Raw genomic sequence first — 17,705 nt, 5'->3', positions numbered from 1 at the left:
GGTAGGTGCTATTGCATTGTGTCTAGCGATGAAACATAGCAATCCCTAGTTCGCAGAAGTTTGTTAAAATCACATTGTTTATTTCCCTTGTGAAATATTGTGCTGCCATAGGAATACCGCATGAGCAATAATGTCATCCAGACTTTGCAAAGCCTTATCAACGGCCGCCAGAACAAGCGCATCCTTCGGTTGTCCTTCCCCCACGACGACGGCCCGCACGCGCAACTGCTGGTGAACAAGCTCAACGCCGTCGAAAGCCTGTCGCGCGATTTTGAGTACACCGTGGAATTATTGTCCGATGACGCTGAACTGGCCCTGAAGGATCTGCAAGGCAAGCTGTTCTGCGTAGAATTAGTTAGAGCGGACGGCAGCCTGCGCCATTTCACAGGATATTGCTTCGAGTTTCGCCTCTCGCGCACCGACGGCAATATCACCTTCTACCAGGCCAAGCTAGGCCCTTGGACCCAGTACCTGCGTCTGCGCAAGGATAACTACATCTTCCACGGCAAGACCCTGCGCGAACAGATCGACAGCATCTGCGCCGACTACGGCACATTACCCGACTGGGACTATCGCGTCAGCGGTACCGATCCTGTCATGACGGACGCCATCCAGTTCGACGAAAGCGACCATAACTATGTCCATCGCCGGCTGGAAGCCGCCGGCTTGCTGTACTACTACGAGCACACGGACAAGGGCCACAAGCTGGTCATCACCGATGACTCCACCCAGGCCGCAGCGATCGACGGCGGCGAAGAGATCCGCTTCCAGCGCCATGGCGGCGCCTTCGAAGAAGATGGTATTGGCGAGTTCTCCCCGGTGCGCCAGATCGTCCCCGGTTCGGTGTCGCTGTCCGGTTTCAACTTCAAGAGCCCGGTGCCGATCAATGCCGGCGTGCCGACCCTGAACAAGCAGGGCAATGTGCTCGATGTCGAATCCTATGAATATGCCGGCGCTTACGGCGTCAAAGGTGCTCAGGATGCAGATAAACTGTCGCGCCTGCACATGGAAGAGATCGAAGCCGCGGGTAAACACTTTGAAGCGGCGGGTAATAACCGCTATGTGCTGCCTGGTCGCTGGTACCGCCTGACCGGCCATTTCTCTTCCAGCCCGTTTGCCAGCCATGAAGAAGCCGGCAAGAATGAATTCCTGATCATCTCGGTCCACCACATCGCCAGCAACAACTATCTGCAGCAGGCAGATCAAAAGGCCGAGTACCGCAACGAGCTGACCTGCCTGCGCAAGACGATCCCCTGGCGTCCGGGTCGTAATTTCCATAGCGTCAACACCAAGATCCTGTCGCCGCAAACCGTCACGGTAGTCGGTCCTTCCGGTCAGGGCAGCGTCCATACGACGAATACGGCCGCATCCGTGTCCAGTTCCACTGGGACCGCATCGGCAACAACGATGAACGCAGCTCCGCCTGGGTGCGGGTTGCGAGTGCCTGGGCTGGCGGCGAACTGGGCGCTAAATCTATCCCGCGCGTCGGCTCAGAATGCCTGGTGCAATGGCTCGATGGCAATCCCGACCGCCCCATCGTCACCGGCAGCGTCTACAACCAGCGCAACATGCCGCCCTGGAAGCTGGCGACCCAGCAGTCGCTGATGGGTTTTAGAAGCCGTGAGCTGACGCCCAACGGCGGTAATCAGCCAGGAGGGAGAAGCAACCACCTGGTGCTGGACGACACCAACGGCAAAATCCAGGCCCAGCTGAAAAGCGATCACCAGCATAGCCAGCTGAGTCTGGGCAGCATCAGCCGCATCGAAGACAATGCGGGGCGCAAGGATGCGCGGGGCGACGGCTGGGAACTGAGGACAGACGGTCATGGCGTGGCGCGTGCGGCCAAGGGGATGTTGATCACTACCGAGGCCAGAAACAACGCTGCTGCGCACATCAAGGACATGGGCGAGACAGTCAGAAGGCTGACCGCTGCGCGCGACCAGCACGAGTCGCTGGCCGATGCGGCGCAGCAGGCTGGGGCGCAGGAGAAACAGGGACAGCAGGCCGATGTCGCGCAAACCTTGAAAGCGCAGAACGATGCGATCAAGGGGCAGGGCGGAGGTGCAGAGGGTAGTTTCCCGGAGCTGTCACAACCGCACCTTGTTCTGGCCAGTCCTGCCGGTATCGAAACCACCACCAGCGGCAGCACCCATATCGCAAGCGACCAGCACACGGCCATTACGACCGGCAAGAGCTTGTCCATTGCCAGCGGCGATAGCTGGTTCGCCAGCATCAGGAATACCTTCCGTTTGTTTGTGCAAAAGACGGGCATCAAGATGGTGGCGGCCGCCGGCGACATCGACGTCCAGGCGCTTACAGACAGCATCAATATTCTGGCGAAGCTCAACATCACTCAGACCGCTGACCGCATCACCATTACCGCCAAGGAGGAACTGGTGATCAATGGCGGCGGCAGTTACACCAAGTTCAATGCAGGCGGAATCGAGAAGGGCACTAACGGCGCTTATGTGGCGCATGCGGCTTCGCATAGTCTGCCGGGGCCGAAGAACTTGGATCGCAAGGTATTGCTCCCAACCCAAGGCGGGCACGACCCCGACGGATCGTTTATCTTTTCCGCCTAACTAGACCATTCTGACCAACGATGATCATCACCTACCCCATTCAGCTACCTTACAGCCTTGGCAAAGAGCAGTGCGTTGTGCCTGACCCGGTTTACAACAACAGTGAAATTCTAAGCGGTTCCTTCCCAATGGGGAAGAACCGGTTCTGGCATGGTGGAGTGCAATCCATCCTGCTGACAGAAACGCGCCGATACGCGCCATCGCTGATGGAGAGCTGGTTGCCTATCGCTATGATGAAGCAGATGCCAAAGACGAATATTTTGACAAAGTTCCTTATTCACGCAGTTTCGTATTGCTCAAACATGAGACTGAATTGGGGCAAACGACGTTAGGTACAAGTAAACTAATTTTCTATTCTTTGTATATGCACTTGCAGGCGTGGAATGACGTTAAAGATAAAAAGGACGTTGATGCCGTAAATTTCTTAAAGAAATTTGTCGCCAAGCATGCATTGACTGATAAAGATGGGAAGCCTGTACTTGATCAGAAAAAGCATCCCAAGATGGTGGGGGATCACGTCGAAATTTTGGCTCCTGTCACCAGTGGTGCGTGTGTCCTCGGGACGGGTTATGAACGGGTGCAACGTGGTGACATTCTTGGGTACTGTGGCAGTATTCCAGACAACATGGCGACCCCCTCTCGCGGTGTTCATTTCGAAATTCTCTTCGAAGATGTCCAGTTTCTAAATAACTCTGAGAAATTGGTTTGGGGGGAATGCCAGTTGGCAGAATCTTTACTAGTACAAGACGAATTGTTGAGCAAACAAATTGTAAAGGTCGATCCTAAGAAGCCGCTCACCTTGGATAAGGAACAGGGCACTAATGGCTATAAAAAGATTCACATTGAAAAGCAGAAATTATGGGTAAGTGATGATCAGATTGCGACCGAAGAAATAGAAATTCCTGACCCCAAGCACAAAGGAAAAAAAATTGCACATACGCAGCACCAAGCACTTAATAAAGAGCTTCACGCCTATGTCAAAGATCCCGTAAAGAATGTAAGCACTCTAGCTAAGGATAAGCCAGTCATACCGTGGATGGATCCATGGCTAGCGTCCGGTGAATTTCAAGAAGAAATCAATGAAGGGAAAACCTGGGTCCAGGTTTTCGCTCCCGATACGAATAAATTGTATTGGGCAGAAAAAAACACGATCAAATTTAGTAGTGATGCAGATTGGCCGGATTTCCAGAAAATTGAAGAGCATGGACAGTTCAGCGACGATGGTTTTATTGATGATGATGGCCTGCAAAAACTTTTAGATGGTTATGACAAGGATCGTGCAGAAAAAAACAAAGGAAAATTGGCGCAGGATGAGGATAAATTGCGTCATTTGGTCACGAAGCATCCTACCGAATGGAGCAAGCTAGATATTGCTAAACGTTTTGGGCGCGTTACCAACGAAGCTTTCGGCCCATCAAAATTGACACCAGAACAGTTTGCTAAATTAACTAAGCACATCGAGCGCTTGGCATTTTGGGAGGACATACCAGGCTTGCCAAATGCAAAGAGCGTTTGGCATGTACATCCAGTAAGATTTGTTGAGCAATTGGCAAAGTGTATGTGGCTGTCAAAAAATGAGTTGGCTCAAATTTATCCTGCGAAAGCATCGTCTAAGGACGAGACCATAAGTCACGGTACAACGGACGAAGTTAGAGAAAAATATCGCTTGGATATTAACAAATGCTGTTTTAGATACGCAGTTAATAACCGAATACGCTGTGCTCATTTTTTTGGCCAAGGTGCCGTTGAAAGCGGTAGCTTAAATTCTATGCTAGAACTGGCGTCAGGCACACACTACGAAGGTAGCCGTATGCTTGGAAATACTCAACCAGGTGATGGGCCAAAATTTAAAGGGCGCGGATTCAAGCAATTGACTGGTCGATATAATTACGGGGAATATTGGGCGTTCAAAGGATGGCTGAAAAAGGGAGTGGATTTTGACACCGGTTGGGAAAATGATGCCCACAAGCGCTTTCCTCCAGTGGCAGATCCTGATCGCATCCTAGCAACAAGCTTTACTTGTATAGACGCTGGTTGCTGGTACATCACACTTCTTAGAAAGGGTACGTTGGCGGCTATGGATAAGGATGACGTCAAAGCAGTGACGCACGCTATCAACGGCGGCGAGAATGGCTTGCCAGAGCGTATAAATTTCACTACTCGTATCAAAAAGGTTTTGCTATGAAGATGTTCAAATTTGTGTGTGGAGCTTCTTTCTTGACTTTGCAGATGTTGCCGTCTTGTTTCGCAAGCGATGCGAGTTCAACTGTTAAATATACGGTGACTAATTTTAAGAAAACAGAGAAGAAAAATGCGGTGGCGACGATTTTGATAGAAAAGGTTAACGTCGATTGGCTGAAGGACGATGCGAATTCACAAAAAAAGAATATAAATAAGAACCTAGAAGCTGCTGCGAAAAAATTCGAGACCGATGCCAGGAAGTGTGGATCTTGGGCCCAGGGGCATCCTTGGGGGTATGAGCTAAAGTTCGAAAAAATATACGAGACAAAAGACTACCTTAGCGTTGTCTTTGCTCGCTCCACGGTATGTGCTGGTAGTCCGGATATAGAAAAAGAGGTCAAAAATTTTTCAAAAAACACAGGACAAGAAGTGTCGTCAGTGAAATTAGTGAGTGATTTGGCTCCGTCTATCAAAGATGGTGTATCTGTGGGTGTAACGGGGTTGATCAAGCTAAATGATGAAGCCTCCGATAGGTTGATCGAAGACAGCCAAGAAGTAATGAAGAATAATTTTGATAAAAAATGCTCATTTTTCCTGAAAACCACATCCTATCGGGTCTGGGCAAAAGATGGAGATTTAGTGTTTTTTCCAGAATTTGTCCAACCCGATTCTTATTGCCAAAAGGAATATTTCGTTACATTTGATAAGTGAAGGTAGCCAATTGGCTGAAACTATTTTCGTATCAAAAATACGAATGGACGAAAAATACTGAATGAAGATTTATTCCAAAAGAATTAAAAAATGGAAAAGCTGATTATTGTCTTATTATTTTTAATGCTTGCTTCTCAAGCTATTTTTGCGGCGGAGAACGAGCTGGTCGCAGAGCCAATAAAGGTCATTCCCCACGAGGTAATTTCTTTGCTTAAGTTAGAAAAAGAGAGAAATGCAATCGCTAAAGCCAGTGTGAAATGGTCGTTGAATGGCCAAGAGCATTTTTTATAACGACACAGTATGGTAAGGACGATGGATGTAAATTTTTTGACGTTGATTTAACAAATCAGTCGGTTAAGGACATTGAGTCATACGGGATGTGTAAAGTTCGTGGGCAAATTAAATTTGCCGATCTTAATCAGGATGGTTACAAGGATTTTGCCATTCCATTGAAAATTTACGCCGAAGTGCCAGCCAGCATGTGGATGAATGTATATGTTGGCGCCATTTTTAATAAAGATAAGAGGCGATACTGTACAAGTCTTAGTGCCGGCGAGACTATGCAAGCTCTACTAGAAAATAATATTCAGCCCAAAAAAGGCGAGATTTATGACTTGAGATGTTCGGAAGAATAAACAGTGATGGCAAAAAATGTGAGTCGGCCTTTTATGGGCTTCCCCTGAAATTTCGTCTTCCACGAGCGACGTAAAATTGACTTAACTCTGGTCAAGCTCTGCTGGAGAATAATATCCAGCAAAAAAAAAGTAATTTATGATTTGATGTGTCGTAAAGAATTAAATCATGATGAAATTTTAAGGCATACGCATGAGAGCTTAATTGCTCTAAGCAGTAATTCCGTAACTTCACCCAAAAGAAAAGCAGCGGTAGAACTTTCATGCGAACAGCATTTTTAAAACTTCTTCGCACGATAGCGTTGATACTCGGATCGCTTGGAGTTTATGCTTTGATTCACAAGGGGCGCGGTGATAACTGGACTTTGCTGTTGCTAGTCGTACTTATGATATTGAGTATTTGCTTGCTTTTCAATTTCAGGGATCTTGTAAAAATCATTTTTTCGATTGATACCCTGGAAGGCGAGCACAAAATACTGATGCATACGTGTGCGGTCATCCTTGCGGTTATTTTCTATTTTGCCGTAATGCCGTCAGATGACGCGCCCGCCAGGATTTCCCCGTGGATTGCTGCAATTTTGGGGCTATCGATGGTCTATCTTTTCAATTTTCTTTGGTGGCTAATCTTGGAACTGCCTTTCTCTAATTCCGAAGACGACCGTAAGCGTCAACGAGATAAGCTGCGCCGCCAGTCGCATAAGAGAAAATGAAATGGGATTTCTAGCGGTGGGTTTGTTGACGCTAGGGGAGGCGAGCAACAGTACGGATGCGAAGCGGAAAGCGGCAATGTTCCCGAGCAGCTTCGCAATCAAATCCGTTTAGAGCTTCTTCAACCGCTTCGCATTCGCAGTAGCCCGCGCATGAATCGGCTGTAATCCCGTCTGCGCAATATCCGCCAACGAAGTATTGAACTGCGACACCGCCTCAGCCGAGTTGAGCATGGTGTCATGCGCCAGCTTGCTTTGCCGATGTCCCGACTGGTGCAGGCTGCTGCTGCTTGCGACCGACATCAGGTTGGCGGCGCCGCTCAGCATTTGCTGGATGGCCAGGCGGGCGGCTTCCTGGTGCATGCTCATGAAGCGGATCGCCATGGCGTGCGCGGATTCTGTGATGGCTTCGATTTTTTCCTGGCTCATCAGGTTGAATTCATTGCGGTCGTGCTGGCTGGGCGCCGGTCCAGCCATGGCCATGCGGGCGGTGCGGTGGCCGATCACCTGGGCCGAGGCGCTCATCATTTCTCCGGTTTGAAGCATCAGGTCGGTCCATGCGTTGATGGAGGCGGCGGGGTTGCTGAGAATGTCAGGGCTGCTGGCGATAGGATTGCGGACGCGGTACGATTTCATTGTGACTCCTTGGTGGTCTGACGACGGCAGGCGGCGGTGTGCTCATCCGAGTAGTCTTGATAGCGCTAACAATACCTGCTTTTATTCCCGAGTTGGGGCTTTTTTGTGGCGCTGCAACATAATTTTGCAATTGCCCTGTTTTCGTGCTGTAAAAGCAACTAATCCGTGACTGAAAGTGTCTCATAAAGGTAGTTCGTTAAATTTCCCAAATCTTCATAAATCAGTAACATTGCTTCAGGTAAAATCCCAGTATGAAAATTTTGATCAGTAACGACGATGGTTACTTGGCGCCGGGCATCATCGCCTTGGCGAACGCGCTGGCGCCGATTGCGGAAATCGTGGTGGTAGCCCCGGACAGCAATCGTTCCGGCTCGTCCAATTCCTTGACCCTGGATCGTCCTTTGTCTGTCCAGCGCGCCGAAAACGGTTTCTATTTCATTAACGGCACGCCATCCGACTGCGTGCACGTGGCCTTGACCGGCTTGCTGAATTTCCGTCCCGACCTGATCGTTTCCGGCATCAACCAGGGCCAGAACATGGGTGACGATACACTGTATTCGGGTACCGTGGCGGCCGCCACCGAGGGTTTCCTCTTCGGTATTCCGGCGATCGCTTTTTCGCAGTTGCACAAAGGCTGGGACGAGCTTGAGGCGGCGGCCATGGTGGCGCGCGATATCGTCGAGCGGCGCTTTGACAATCTGCCGCAGTCTTATCTGCTGAATGTCAATATTCCCAACCTGCCTTACGATCAGCTCAAGCCGGCCCTGGCGACGCGGCTCGGCAAGCGGCATGAGTCGGAAGCGGTGATCAAGGCGCAGGATCCGCATGGCCGCGACATTTACTGGATAGGACCGCCGGGCGGCGCGCGCGATGCCGGCGAGGGCACCGACTTCCACGCTACCGCCAACGGCCATGTCTCGATCACGCCTTTGCAGATAGATTTGACGCATGCGACCCAGTTGGCCGCGCTGAGGAAAGACCTGTCATGACCGACAAGGCGAAGCGTTTTCCGTTGCAGCTGTCATCGGTAGTCGACAAGAAGCCCAGCGCTGACCGCAGCAACCGCAGCGTTGCGACGCCGCAGACTGCAACCAAGAACGCCGCCTGGGAAAACTCCCGCAACACGCCGCGTAACGGCGCCGTACCGTCAGCGCAGCCGCCGAAACCTGCGCCTGCTGCCAGCAAGCCGATGGCGCGTCTGGGCGAGAGCGCCAGCCATGTCGAGCGCTCGAATTCGATGATGTCCGATGGCGTGCGCAAAGCCATGGTGGCGCGCGTCGCCAAACAGGGCGTGACGGATGCCAGGGTGCTGGCGGCAATGGAAAGCGTACCGCGCCATATGTTCATGGAACCCGGCTTGTCGAGCCAGGCGTATATCGACGCCTCCCTGCCGATTGGCCATCATCAGACCATTTCGCAGCCGTATATCGTGGCGCGGATGATCGAGATCATGCGCGATAACCAGCAGGGCGGCGTCCTCAACCGAGTGCTGGAAATCGGCACCGGCTGCGGCTACCAGGCGGCGGTGCTGTCGCTGGTGGCGAAGGAAGTGTATTCGATCGAGCGCATCAAGCCTTTGCATGAACTGGCGCGCAGCAACTTGCGTCCGCTGCGGATCGCCAACATCCGTTTGCATTACGGAGATGGTATGCTTGGGCTGCCGCAGGTGGCGCCTTTCGACGGTATCATCCTGGCTGCGGCGGGACTCGAAGTGCCGCAGGCGCTATTGGATCAAATGACGATCGGCGGCCGCCTGGTGGCTCCGGTCGGTTCCCGTCATCAGGTACTGCAGCTCATCCAGCGAACCAGTAAATTTGATTGGACCAGCACCACACTGGAGGACTGTCATTTTGTGCCTCTGCGCGCCGGCACGGTTTGAGGATAGCTTGTGCCGTAGCCGGCGAAACATATTGACGAATAAATCGACGAACAATCAGCGACTGAGTCGCACATACTAATATTAATGTAATGAGAATGAAGAAAACTCGCTTTATCGCTTTGGGAGTAATGATCGCTACGCTGGCAGCGTGTACCACTCCGCGTACCCCCGCTCCGGTAGTCGAGCGCCGCACAGGCGGCAGCGTCGCCACCACCGGCACGGCCGCAACCGATGCGCCGCGCGCGGTTGAAGGGCGCGGCTCTTACACCGTCAAGCAAGGCGATACCTTGTACCGGATCGCGCTGGAGTTCGGCCAGAGCTATCGTGACATCGTAGCCTGGAACAAGCTGGAAAACGCCAATGACATCAAGGTCGGCCAGGTATTGCGCGTGCAGCCGGATGGCAGTTCGGGCGGCGCCCAGGCTGCTAGCGTAGGGACCGGCTCCGGGGTCGAAGTGCGCTCGCTGGGGTCGGCGCCATCGGCGGCCGCAAGCAACGGCAGCGCTACTAACAAGAACGGACCGCGTGGCGACAAGCGGCCGTATTCGGAGGCGGCGCTGGCAGAATTGCAAAAACCGGACGCGGCGTCTTCCAGCGATGCGCCGAAGGCGGTGGCGCCGGCAGTTGTGGCGTCTGCTGCCGCCGTCGCGGCCAGCACGCCGGCCGCTTCTGTGCCAGCGGCGGCCTCTGGCGATGAAGACAAGGTGGACTGGATGTGGCCGGCCGAAGGCAAGCAGATAGGCGCCTTCGACCAGGGCAAGAAAGGCATCGATATTGCCGGAAAATCAGGGCAATCTGTGGTGGCGGCAGCCGGCGGTAAGGTGATGTACGCGGGTAGCGGTATCCGCGGCTACGGTAATTTGGTTATCATCAAACATACTAGCAACTTGTTGTCCGCTTACGCGCATAATAAGACCATTCTGGTCAAGGAAGGCCAGACCGTAAGCAAGGGCCAGAAAATTGCCGAAATGGGGAATTCGGACAGCGACGTGGTCAAGTTGCACTTCGAAGTTCGTCAGCAAGGCAAACCTGTGGATCCATCGAAATTCCTACCGAACCGCTAAATGAGCGCTAAATGAGCAAACGCCCGGCAGATCATCAAGACGAAGAGCATGAGGTCTCATCGGAGCGGCTGGCCGATGATGGGCGCGATGACGACGATGTTGATGCTATCGCCGGCGAGCAGGATGCCGACGACGAGGTAGTGGTCGACGGCGTGGTGGTGGTGGTCGACGGCGTCGAGGAGCTGAAGAAGGTCCTGGCGGCGGAACTGTCGACCGACACCACCCAGCACTACCTGAACCAGATCGGCACCCGGCCGCTGCTGACGGTAACCGAGGAAGTGCATTTCGCCACCCTCGCCAAGCAGGGCAATTTCGACGCCCGGCAAAAAATGATCGAGCACAACCTGCGGCTGGTGGTGTCGATCGCCAAGCACTATATCAACCGCGGCGTCGCCTTGCTCGACCTGATCGAAGAAGGCAATCTCGGCCTGATGCGGGCGATCGACAAGTTCGAGCCGGAACGCGGTTTCCGTTTCTCTACCTACGCCACCTGGTGGATACGCCAAAGCATCGAGCGCGCCATCATGAACCAGGCGCGCACCGTGCGTTTGCCGGTGCACATGGTGCGCGAGCTGAATCAGATCCTGCGCGCCAAATATCACCTGGAAGCCCAGCACCACGACGGTAAGGACGCCAGCGCCGAAGATATCGCCCATCTGGTGGACCGGCCGGTGGAGGATGTGCAAGACGTGCTGGCGCTGTCCGAACATGCAGCTTCGCTGGATGCGCCGCTGGACCAGGATCCGCTGGCCAGCCTGATGGACTTGCTGCCCAGCGCCACCGAAGAAAATCCCGATTCCCGCGCTGAGCAGCAGGAAACCTCGATCCTGGTGCGGGTCTGGCTGGAAAAACTGACCGACAAGCAGCGCAATGTGATCATGCGCAGGTTCGGTCTCGATAATGACGATCCGTCCACCCTGGAAGAGCTGGCTGCCGAAATCGGCGTCACGCGCGAGCGGGTGCGGCAAATCCAGCAGGAGGCCTTGCTCAAGCTGAAGCGCTTGCTAGGCGCCAAGGGTGTTGGCAAGGATTCATTCCTCTAGGGCCTGGTCTGCCGGCATTGCGCTAAGCTGACCTCAGCCGGCCCGCATGGCGCTATAATCATGGGCTGACTTCACTCCATTTCGACGCTGTCGTATCCGACGGCAAGTTACTGCTTCCTATGCAACAAGACATTATCGATATCAAATCCCTCGACATGGATGCGCGCGGGATCGGCCATTTGCAAAATGAAGATGGTACCCAGGGCAAGGTGATCTTTGTCGAAGGCGCCTTGCCAGGCGAGCGCGTCAGCTTCTTGTCGTATCGCAAGAAGGCCAAATGGGAAGCTGCCAGCATGACCGCCTTGCATAAGGAATCGGTGCTGCGGGTCAAGCCGCATTGCGCCGTGTTCGGCATTTGCGGCGGCTGCGCCATGCAGCATCTGGAGCCGTCGGCGCAGGTGGCGATCAAGCAGCGCGTGCTGGAGGATAATCTGTGGCATATCGGCAAGGTCAAGGCGGAATCCATGCTGCGGCCGATTTACGGGCCGACCTGGGGCTACCGCTACCGCGCCCGCATATCGGTGCGCAATGTGCCTAAAAAGGGCGGGGTGCTGGTCGGCTTCCATGAGCGCAAGTCATCTTTCATCACGGACATGAAGCAGTGCGACATATTGCCGGCGAATGTATCGGCGATGCTGGTCCCTTTGCGCCATCTGATCGCTTCGCTCAGCCTGATCGACCATATTCCGCAGATCGAACTGGCGGTCGGCGAAGGCCCGCAAGGCAAGGTGACGGCGCTGGTGTTGCGCATCATGGCGGCCTTGAGCGGCGATGACGAGATCAAGCTGAAGGCCTTTGCGGATGAATACCAGGTCAACTGGTGGCTGCAGACCGCAGGGCCAGACAGCGCCTATCCGTTTTATCCGGCGCAAGGCGACTTGTATTACACCTTGCCAGAATTCGGCGTGCGGATGCCGTTCAAGCCTACCGATTTCACCCAGGTCAACCACCAGATCAACCGGGTGCTGGTGGCGCGCGCCTTGCGCCTGCTGGACCTGCAACCGCAGGACCGCGTGGCCGACCTGTTTTGCGGCCTGGGGAATTTCACCTTGCCGCTGGCGACTCAGGTGCGCGAAGTAGTCGGCATCGAAGGCAGCCAGGCCCTGATCAACCGCGCCGGCGAAAATGCCGCGGTCAATCAACTGGCGGAGAAGACAACGTTTTACTGCCGCAACCTGTTTGAAGCGACCGCGCAGGATTTCATCGCCCTGGGCAAGTTTGAGCGCATGCTGATCGACCCGCCGCGCGATGGCGCCGCGGCTGTATGCGAAGCGATCGTCGGGCTGGCGGCCATCGACAAGAGTTTCATGCCGCAGCGGATTGTCTATGTCTCTTGCAATCCGTCGACGCTGGCGCGCGATGCCGGCTTGCTGACCGCCGGCGGCTATCGCCTGAGTCAGGCCGGGGTGGTGAACATGTTCCCGCACACCGCTCACGTGGAATCGATTGCAGTGTTTGATCTCGCTTAGTTCGCTTGCTTGATCCGCTGGCTTGATACAGTTGGATAGCCCATGAAAAAACCGGCCCTGAAGCCTAATGCCGTTCAGTTAAGACTGAACGGCATTTTTATTTGCGGAACTCGTAGGGTGGGCACTCCGTGCCCACGCGCACGGGCCGGGGCGCATAGCCGGGGCACGAATGTCGGGGACACGAATATCCATGATACTGGGTGGGCACGGAGTGCCCACCCTACGCCATGTCGTTCTGCCCTAACTGAACAGCATTAGGCTCTGAAGCCGGTTTTTTGTATCTGAAACGAGATTTTGCTTAGTTTCGGTTGCCGCCGAAGATACCCAGCAAGGACAGCAGGTTGACAAAGATGTTGTAGACATCCAGATACAGGCTCAATGTTGCGGAAATGTAATTTGTTTCGCCGCCATTGATGATGCGCTGCACGTCATACAGGATGTAGGCCGAGAAAATGGCAATCGCGATCACTGATACCGCCAGGTAAAGCGCTGGAATCTGCAGGAAAACATTGGCCAGCGAGGCCAGCAGCAGCACTACGACGCCGGCGAACAGCCATTTTCCCATGTTGGAGAAGTCGCGCTTGCTGACGGTGGCAATACTTGCCATGACGACAAATACGCTGGCGGTGCCGCCGAAAGCCATCATGATCAGAGTGGCGCCGTTGGAGAAGCCGACCAGCGTGTGGCCGATCAGGCGCGACAGCATCAGGCCCATGAAGAAGGTGAAGCCAAGCAGCAACAGTACGCCCCAGCCGCTGTTCTTGGTCTTTTCAATTGCATAGAAGAAACCAAAGGCGACCGCCATGAAGGCCATGAAGCCTATCAGCGGACTGTTCCTGAAGAAGCTGAAATCCATCTGGACCCCAAGCCAGGCGCCGGCAATCGTCGGCAGCATGGACAGCGCCAGCAGCCAGTACGTATTGCGCAGCACGCGATGCTGAACGCTGAGCGCGGTGCTGCCTGGTGAGTAGGTTGATTGCAGGTTTGGGTTCATTAAGGACTCCTTTGAAAATTGCAAAAGTATTAAACTGTTGCGATCATAGCACTTGCTGACAACATCTTTACATCAGACAGTAAAGCGGCAAAGTGGTTCTCGGCGGGTTCCAGAGCGCTTCCTGGCGCTTTTTACCGGTTTTGCGAGGTAATCACCTTGCGTTTTGGCTAGTTTTGACGATTCTATACGGGTGTTTCGTGTTAAAATCAAAGGTTGATTGAACTATTGGCCAGTCACTCATTTAATCCTTTCATAAAACACTTTAACCCTTTCTTTCTATTGGAGTTTTTCAGATGGCAATTGAACGCACCCTGTCGATTATCAAACCAGACGCAGTCGCAAAAAACGTAATCGGTCAAATCTACACCCGTTTCGAAAACGCTGGCTTGAAAATCGTTGCTGCCCGCATGACGCACCTGACACGCGCTGAAGCCGAAGGCTTCTACGCTGTGCACAGCGAGCGTCCTTTCTTCAAGGACCTGGTTGATTTCATGATCTCCGGTCCGGTAATGATCCAGGCTCTGGAAGGCGAAAACGCAGTTTTGAAGCACCGCGACCTGATGGGTGCAACCGATCCTAAGAAGGCAGAAAAAGGCACGATCCGTGCTGATTTCGCTGACTCGATCGACGCTAACGCAGTGCACGGTTCGGACGCAGTTGAAGCTGGCAAGGTTGAAATCGCTTACTTCTTCCCAGCGGTCTAAGCTGAACTAAAGTTGTTTTGTTGTAGCAGGGCGGACGCGGCAGGCAGGACCATGCCGCTGCCACCCTGAGTAATATAGAAAATTGGAAATGCCATGACTGCTCTCACCAACCTGCTGGATCTGGATCCCGCACAACTGACCGCGTATTGCGGCGAGTTGGGGGAGAAGCCATTCCGCGCCAAACAGTTATTGCGCTGGATTCATCAATTCGGCGCGCACGATTTCGATGCAATGACCGACCTCGCCAAGTCATTGCGTGACAAGCTGGCAACCCGGGCGATCATCGCCGCTCCCGCCGTGATCAGCGATCACACCTCGACCGACGGCACCCGCAAGTGGCTGCTCGATGTCGGCCAGGGCAATGCGGTCGAGACGGTCTTCATCCCCGAGGAAAACCGCGGCACCCTGTGCATTTCGACCCAGGCCGGCTGCGCCGTGAACTGCCGCTTTTGCTCCACCGGCAAGCAGGGTTTCAGCCGCAACCTGACGGTCGGCGAAATCATCGGCCAGCTGTGGATGGCGGAATTCGAATTGCGCAAGTCCAAGGGTGTCGAGCCGGGCCACAAAGGCGAGCGCCAGATCACCAACGTGGTGATGATGGGCATGGGCGAGCCTTTGCTGAATTATGAACCGACGGTGACCGCGCTGAAGCTGATGCTGGACGATAACGCCTACGGCCTGTCGCGCCGCCGCGTGACGCTGTCCACCAGCGGCGTGGTGCCGATGATCGACAAGCTGTCGCAGGACTGCGCGGTGGCGATGGCGGTGTCGCTGCACGCCTCCAACGACACCTTGCGCGATGGCCTGGTGCCGCTCAACAAGAAGTACCCCCTGCGTGAGCTGATGGCGGCCTGCAAGCGCTATCTGGAATTCGCGCCGCGCGATTTCATTACCTTTGAATACTGCATGCTGGATGACGTCAACGATACCGACGCCCACGCCCGCGAGCTGATCGCCCTGGTGCAGGGTCATGGCGGCGGTCCGGTGGTGCCATGCAAATTCAACCTGATTCCGTTTAATCCTTTCCCTGAGTCGGGCCTGAAGCGCTCCAACAATCCGCGCATCAAGGCCTTCGCCCAGATCCTGATGGACGCCGGCATCGTCACCACTGTGCGCAAGACGCGCGGCGACGATATCGATGCCGCCTGCGGCCAGCTGGCGGGGGAAGTGCAAGACCGTACGCGCGTGCAGGAACGCATGCAGAAAATGACCGAATATCAGCAGAAATTCGGGAAGAACTTTGGCCGCATCATCGAGGTGTCTGAGTGACAGATCAAGTGAGCAGCAAACTGGGTAGCTGGAGTGGCCGTATCGTGTTTGCCGCGACGGCCTTGTCATTACTGGCAGGCCTGAGCGGCTGCGCCAATCCGCCGCTGAGCAGCGATCAGCAGAGCGGATCCACCCGCGAGCTGGCGACCAGCTCCGACCAGACCGAGGCGCAACGCCGTGCCGGCATCCGTTTGCAGCTGGCAGTCGGCTATTACGAGCAGCGCCAGCTGGAAGTCGCTCTGGACGAGATCAAGCAGGCGCTGGCCGCCGATCCTGAGATGGCCGATGCCTACAGCGTGCGCGGCCTGGTTTATATGGACATGGGGGAGAACCGGCTGGCCGACGAAAATTTCCAGCGTGCCTTGCGGCTGGCGCCGAACAATCCGGATTTTGCCAATAATTATGGCTGGTTCCTGTGCCAGAATGGCCGCGTCAAGGAATCGATAACTCATTTCGAGACTGCCTTGAAGAGCCGCACCTACCAGTCGCCGGCCAAGGCCCTGACCAATGCCGGCGTATGCAGCCTCAAGCTGAACGATACGGCGGCGGCAGAGCGCTATCTGCTGCAAGCCTTCCAGTTTGACGCCAGCAATCCGCTGACCAATGCCAAGCTGGCGCAACTGGCATATGACCGCAACGACTATGAACGGGCCCGGTTTTATATCGGACTCGTATTGAAAACAGATGTGCAAAATGCGGAAGCATTATGGACAGCAATCAAAGTGGAGCGCAAGTTGGGTGACACAGCTGCAGAAGCAAGTTTGGTGACGCAATTACGCCGTCGTTTTGCCGGCTCCCCGGAATTCGCAGCTTACCAGCGCGGGGCGTTTAATGAGTGAGCCAGAACAGTTGAGGCAGGCTGCTGCCGACGAAGTCCTGCACCTGGACAATCTGGCTGAGCAAGCGCAGAGCGCCACGCTCGGCAGCCAGCTGGCCGGCAGGCGCGAGCAGCTTGGCTGGTCGGTGACGGAAGTCGCCAGCCATCTGAAGCTGGCGCCGCGCCAGATCGAAGCAATGGAAGCGGATAATTACGCCGCCTTGCCGACCATGGTCATGACGCGCGGTTTTATCCGCTCCTATGCCAAATTGCTGGACCTCGACGTGAGCGACGCATTGGCCGCCATTTCACCCGCAGCCGCGGTGCAACCCGTGCGCGCTACCGCGCATGGCCAGTTGTCGACGCCTTTTTCGGAATCCCGTTTCAGCTTGATGGGACGCAGCAAATTTGCCTATAAATGGCTGGTCGTGCTGGCGGTGGCGCTGTTGCTGCTGGCGGTGGCGATACGGCTCGACGTGCTGCCGGTGGTGCAGAATACCTTGCAGTCGTTGAGCGAGAAAGCTGCCGCCTCGGCGACTGCTTCAACTACTGCTTCAGCTACTGAGTCAGCTAGCGAAGAGGCTGCTGCCGCGTCGTCTGCGAGCACGGATACCCAGGCCGCCGATAAGGAAGCGAATGCGGCCTTGACGGCTGCTCCTGCCGCTCCTGCGACGGACGGGGCAACGGTAGCTGGCACCGGCGTCAATGCCGTAGCGGCCAGCCCGGCAGCGGCCAATGGCGGAGCAACTGCAACTGTAACTACTGCCAGGCCGGCGGCCGGCGGCGAACTAAGCCTGAACTTCCGCCAGGATTCGTGGGTCGATATCAAGCGCGCTGACAACACCGTGCTGATTTCGCGCCTGGTGAAAGCCGGCAGCACGGAAACGGTAGACATGTCGCAGCCGGTCAGCGTCATCATCGGCAATATCGCCGGGGTTGACGCTACCTTGCGCGGCGCGCCGCTGGACCTGAAGGCCGGGTCCAAGACCAATGTCGCCCGGCTGACCTTGAAATAAG

At 54.9% G+C, this 17,705-nt stretch carries 16 protein-coding genes and 1 pseudogene; 15 read left to right on the top strand and 2 right to left on the bottom strand.

From position 1 onward, the window contains the following. Positions 1–120 precede the first annotated feature (120 nt). From BCF11_RS25320 to BCF11_RS25290, 6 genes and pseudogenes are all read left to right on the top strand, one after another. Positions 121–2,582 (top strand): annotated as a pseudogene (locus tag BCF11_RS25320) (type VI secretion system Vgr family protein). Between the two features lie 313 nt (positions 2,583–2,895). Continuing rightward, positions 2,896–4,767, top strand: coding sequence for a hypothetical protein (locus BCF11_RS25310; protein ID WP_098497205.1), 1,872 nt, complete (start codon positions 2,896–2,898; stop codon positions 4,765–4,767). After that, complete coding sequence (locus BCF11_RS25305; RefSeq protein WP_098497204.1) at positions 4,764–5,474, top strand: hypothetical protein; 711 nt, start codon at positions 4,764–4,766, stop codon at positions 5,472–5,474. Before BCF11_RS25310 ends, BCF11_RS25305 begins: the two co-directional genes overlap by 4 nt. Positions 5,475–5,564: 90 nt before the next feature. Next, positions 5,565–5,765 (top strand): hypothetical protein, encoded by a 201-nt coding sequence (locus BCF11_RS25300; RefSeq protein WP_098497203.1) that lies wholly within the window; start codon positions 5,565–5,567, stop codon positions 5,763–5,765. Beyond that, positions 5,732–6,109 carry a hypothetical protein gene (locus BCF11_RS25295; protein WP_143751472.1) on the top strand — a complete coding sequence of 126 codons (378 nt, stop codon included), beginning with the start codon at positions 5,732–5,734 and terminating at the stop codon, positions 6,107–6,109. The genes BCF11_RS25300 and BCF11_RS25295 overlap by 34 nt, the downstream gene beginning before the upstream one ends. A gap of 260 nt (positions 6,110–6,369) precedes the next feature. Further along, complete coding sequence (locus BCF11_RS25290; protein WP_098497201.1) at positions 6,370–6,816, top strand: hypothetical protein; 447 nt, start codon at positions 6,370–6,372, stop codon at positions 6,814–6,816. Between the two features lie 108 nt (positions 6,817–6,924). Here the strand turns inward: BCF11_RS25290 and BCF11_RS25285 are convergent, their stop codons facing one another. Further along, the gene (locus tag BCF11_RS25285) at positions 6,925–7,449 is read right to left on the bottom strand and encodes a polyhydroxyalkanoate granule-associated phasin (protein ID WP_098497200.1); all 525 of its coding nucleotides are present in this window, start codon (positions 7,447–7,449) and stop codon (positions 6,925–6,927) included. A gap of 251 nt (positions 7,450–7,700) precedes the next feature. On the opposite strand from BCF11_RS25285, the gene surE reads away from it, so the two are divergent. From surE to rlmD, 5 genes are all read left to right on the top strand, one after another. Next, the gene (gene surE / locus BCF11_RS25280) at positions 7,701–8,438 is read left to right on the top strand and encodes a 5'/3'-nucleotidase SurE (RefSeq protein WP_098497199.1); all 738 of its coding nucleotides are present in this window, start codon (positions 7,701–7,703) and stop codon (positions 8,436–8,438) included. After that, entirely contained in the window at positions 8,435–9,328 is an 894-nt protein-coding gene (locus tag BCF11_RS25275) for a protein-L-isoaspartate(D-aspartate) O-methyltransferase (protein ID WP_098497198.1), read from the top strand. The genes surE and BCF11_RS25275 overlap by 4 nt, the downstream gene beginning before the upstream one ends. Positions 9,329–9,423: 95 nt before the next feature. Next, the gene (locus BCF11_RS25270; RefSeq protein WP_098497197.1) at positions 9,424–10,392 is read left to right on the top strand and encodes a peptidoglycan DD-metalloendopeptidase family protein; all 969 of its coding nucleotides are present in this window, start codon (positions 9,424–9,426) and stop codon (positions 10,390–10,392) included. An 11-nt stretch (positions 10,393–10,403) separates the two neighbouring features. Then, a complete protein-coding gene (rpoS, locus tag BCF11_RS25265) occupies positions 10,404–11,435 on the top strand; it encodes an RNA polymerase sigma factor RpoS (protein WP_098497196.1) in 1,032 nt (343 codons plus the stop codon). A gap of 119 nt (positions 11,436–11,554) precedes the next feature. Beyond that, positions 11,555–12,904: a 23S rRNA (uracil(1939)-C(5))-methyltransferase RlmD gene (rlmD, locus tag BCF11_RS25260; protein WP_098497195.1), complete on the top strand. Its 1,350-nt coding sequence runs from the start codon at positions 11,555–11,557 to the stop codon at positions 12,902–12,904. Between the two features lie 298 nt (positions 12,905–13,202). Here the strand turns inward: rlmD and BCF11_RS25255 are convergent, their stop codons facing one another. Further along, positions 13,203–13,898 (bottom strand): Bax inhibitor-1/YccA family protein, encoded by a 696-nt coding sequence (locus tag BCF11_RS25255; RefSeq protein WP_098497194.1) that lies wholly within the window; start codon positions 13,896–13,898, stop codon positions 13,203–13,205. A gap of 293 nt (positions 13,899–14,191) precedes the next feature. Between BCF11_RS25255 and ndk the strand changes: the two genes are divergently transcribed. The 4 genes from ndk (at position 14,192) to BCF11_RS25235 (ending at position 17,704) form a co-directional block, all read left to right on the top strand. Beyond that, on the top strand, positions 14,192–14,602 hold the full coding sequence (gene ndk / locus BCF11_RS25250) for a nucleoside-diphosphate kinase (RefSeq protein WP_098497193.1): 411 nt from the start codon (positions 14,192–14,194) through the stop codon (positions 14,600–14,602). A 93-nt stretch (positions 14,603–14,695) separates the two neighbouring features. Beyond that, entirely contained in the window at positions 14,696–15,871 is a 1,176-nt protein-coding gene (gene rlmN / locus BCF11_RS25245; protein WP_098497192.1) for a 23S rRNA (adenine(2503)-C(2))-methyltransferase RlmN, read from the top strand. Next, complete coding sequence (pilW, locus tag BCF11_RS25240) at positions 15,868–16,710, top strand: type IV pilus biogenesis/stability protein PilW (protein ID WP_098497191.1); 843 nt, start codon at positions 15,868–15,870, stop codon at positions 16,708–16,710. Before rlmN ends, pilW begins: the two co-directional genes overlap by 4 nt. Then, positions 16,703–17,704: a helix-turn-helix domain-containing protein gene (locus BCF11_RS25235; RefSeq protein ID WP_098497190.1), complete on the top strand. Its 1,002-nt coding sequence runs from the start codon at positions 16,703–16,705 to the stop codon at positions 17,702–17,704. The genes pilW and BCF11_RS25235 overlap by 8 nt, the downstream gene beginning before the upstream one ends. Position 17,705: the final 1 nt, after the last annotated feature.

This window comes from Collimonas sp. PA-H2, assembly GCF_002564105.1.
Classification (GTDB): Bacteria; Pseudomonadota; Gammaproteobacteria; order Burkholderiales; family Burkholderiaceae_D; genus Collimonas.
The sequence above is the reverse complement of the archived record's forward strand: the minus strand, read 5'-3'. Positions and strand labels throughout refer to the sequence as shown.

What these genes read in the sequence shown, in the direction of transcription:
- BCF11_RS25305 (WP_098497204.1), top strand. Translation starts at nt 4,764, where the DNA reads ATGAAGATGTTCAAATTTGTGTGTGGAGCTTCTTTCTTGACTTTGCAG.
- BCF11_RS25300 (WP_098497203.1), top strand. Translation starts at nt 5,565, where the DNA reads ATGGAAAAGCTGATTATTGTCTTATTATTTTTAATGCTTGCTTCTCAA.
- BCF11_RS25295 (WP_143751472.1), top strand. Translation starts at nt 5,732, where the DNA reads ATGGTCGTTGAATGGCCAAGAGCATTTTTTATAACGACACAGTATGGT.
- BCF11_RS25290 (WP_098497201.1), top strand. Translation starts at nt 6,370, where the DNA reads ATGCGAACAGCATTTTTAAAACTTCTTCGCACGATAGCGTTGATACTC.
- BCF11_RS25285 (WP_098497200.1), bottom strand. Translation starts at nt 7,449, where the DNA reads ATGAAATCGTACCGCGTCCGCAATCCTATCGCCAGCAGCCCTGACATT.
- surE (WP_098497199.1), top strand. Translation starts at nt 7,701, where the DNA reads ATGAAAATTTTGATCAGTAACGACGATGGTTACTTGGCGCCGGGCATC.
- BCF11_RS25275 (WP_098497198.1), top strand. Translation starts at nt 8,435, where the DNA reads ATGACCGACAAGGCGAAGCGTTTTCCGTTGCAGCTGTCATCGGTAGTC.
- BCF11_RS25270 (WP_098497197.1), top strand. Translation starts at nt 9,424, where the DNA reads ATGAAGAAAACTCGCTTTATCGCTTTGGGAGTAATGATCGCTACGCTG.
- rpoS (WP_098497196.1), top strand. Translation starts at nt 10,404, where the DNA reads ATGAGCAAACGCCCGGCAGATCATCAAGACGAAGAGCATGAGGTCTCA.
- rlmD (WP_098497195.1), top strand. Translation starts at nt 11,555, where the DNA reads ATGCAACAAGACATTATCGATATCAAATCCCTCGACATGGATGCGCGC.
- BCF11_RS25255 (WP_098497194.1), bottom strand. Translation starts at nt 13,898, where the DNA reads ATGAACCCAAACCTGCAATCAACCTACTCACCAGGCAGCACCGCGCTC.
- ndk (WP_098497193.1), top strand. Translation starts at nt 14,192, where the DNA reads ATGGCAATTGAACGCACCCTGTCGATTATCAAACCAGACGCAGTCGCA.
- rlmN (WP_098497192.1), top strand. Translation starts at nt 14,696, where the DNA reads ATGACTGCTCTCACCAACCTGCTGGATCTGGATCCCGCACAACTGACC.
- BCF11_RS25235 (WP_098497190.1), top strand. Translation starts at nt 16,703, where the DNA reads ATGAGTGAGCCAGAACAGTTGAGGCAGGCTGCTGCCGACGAAGTCCTG.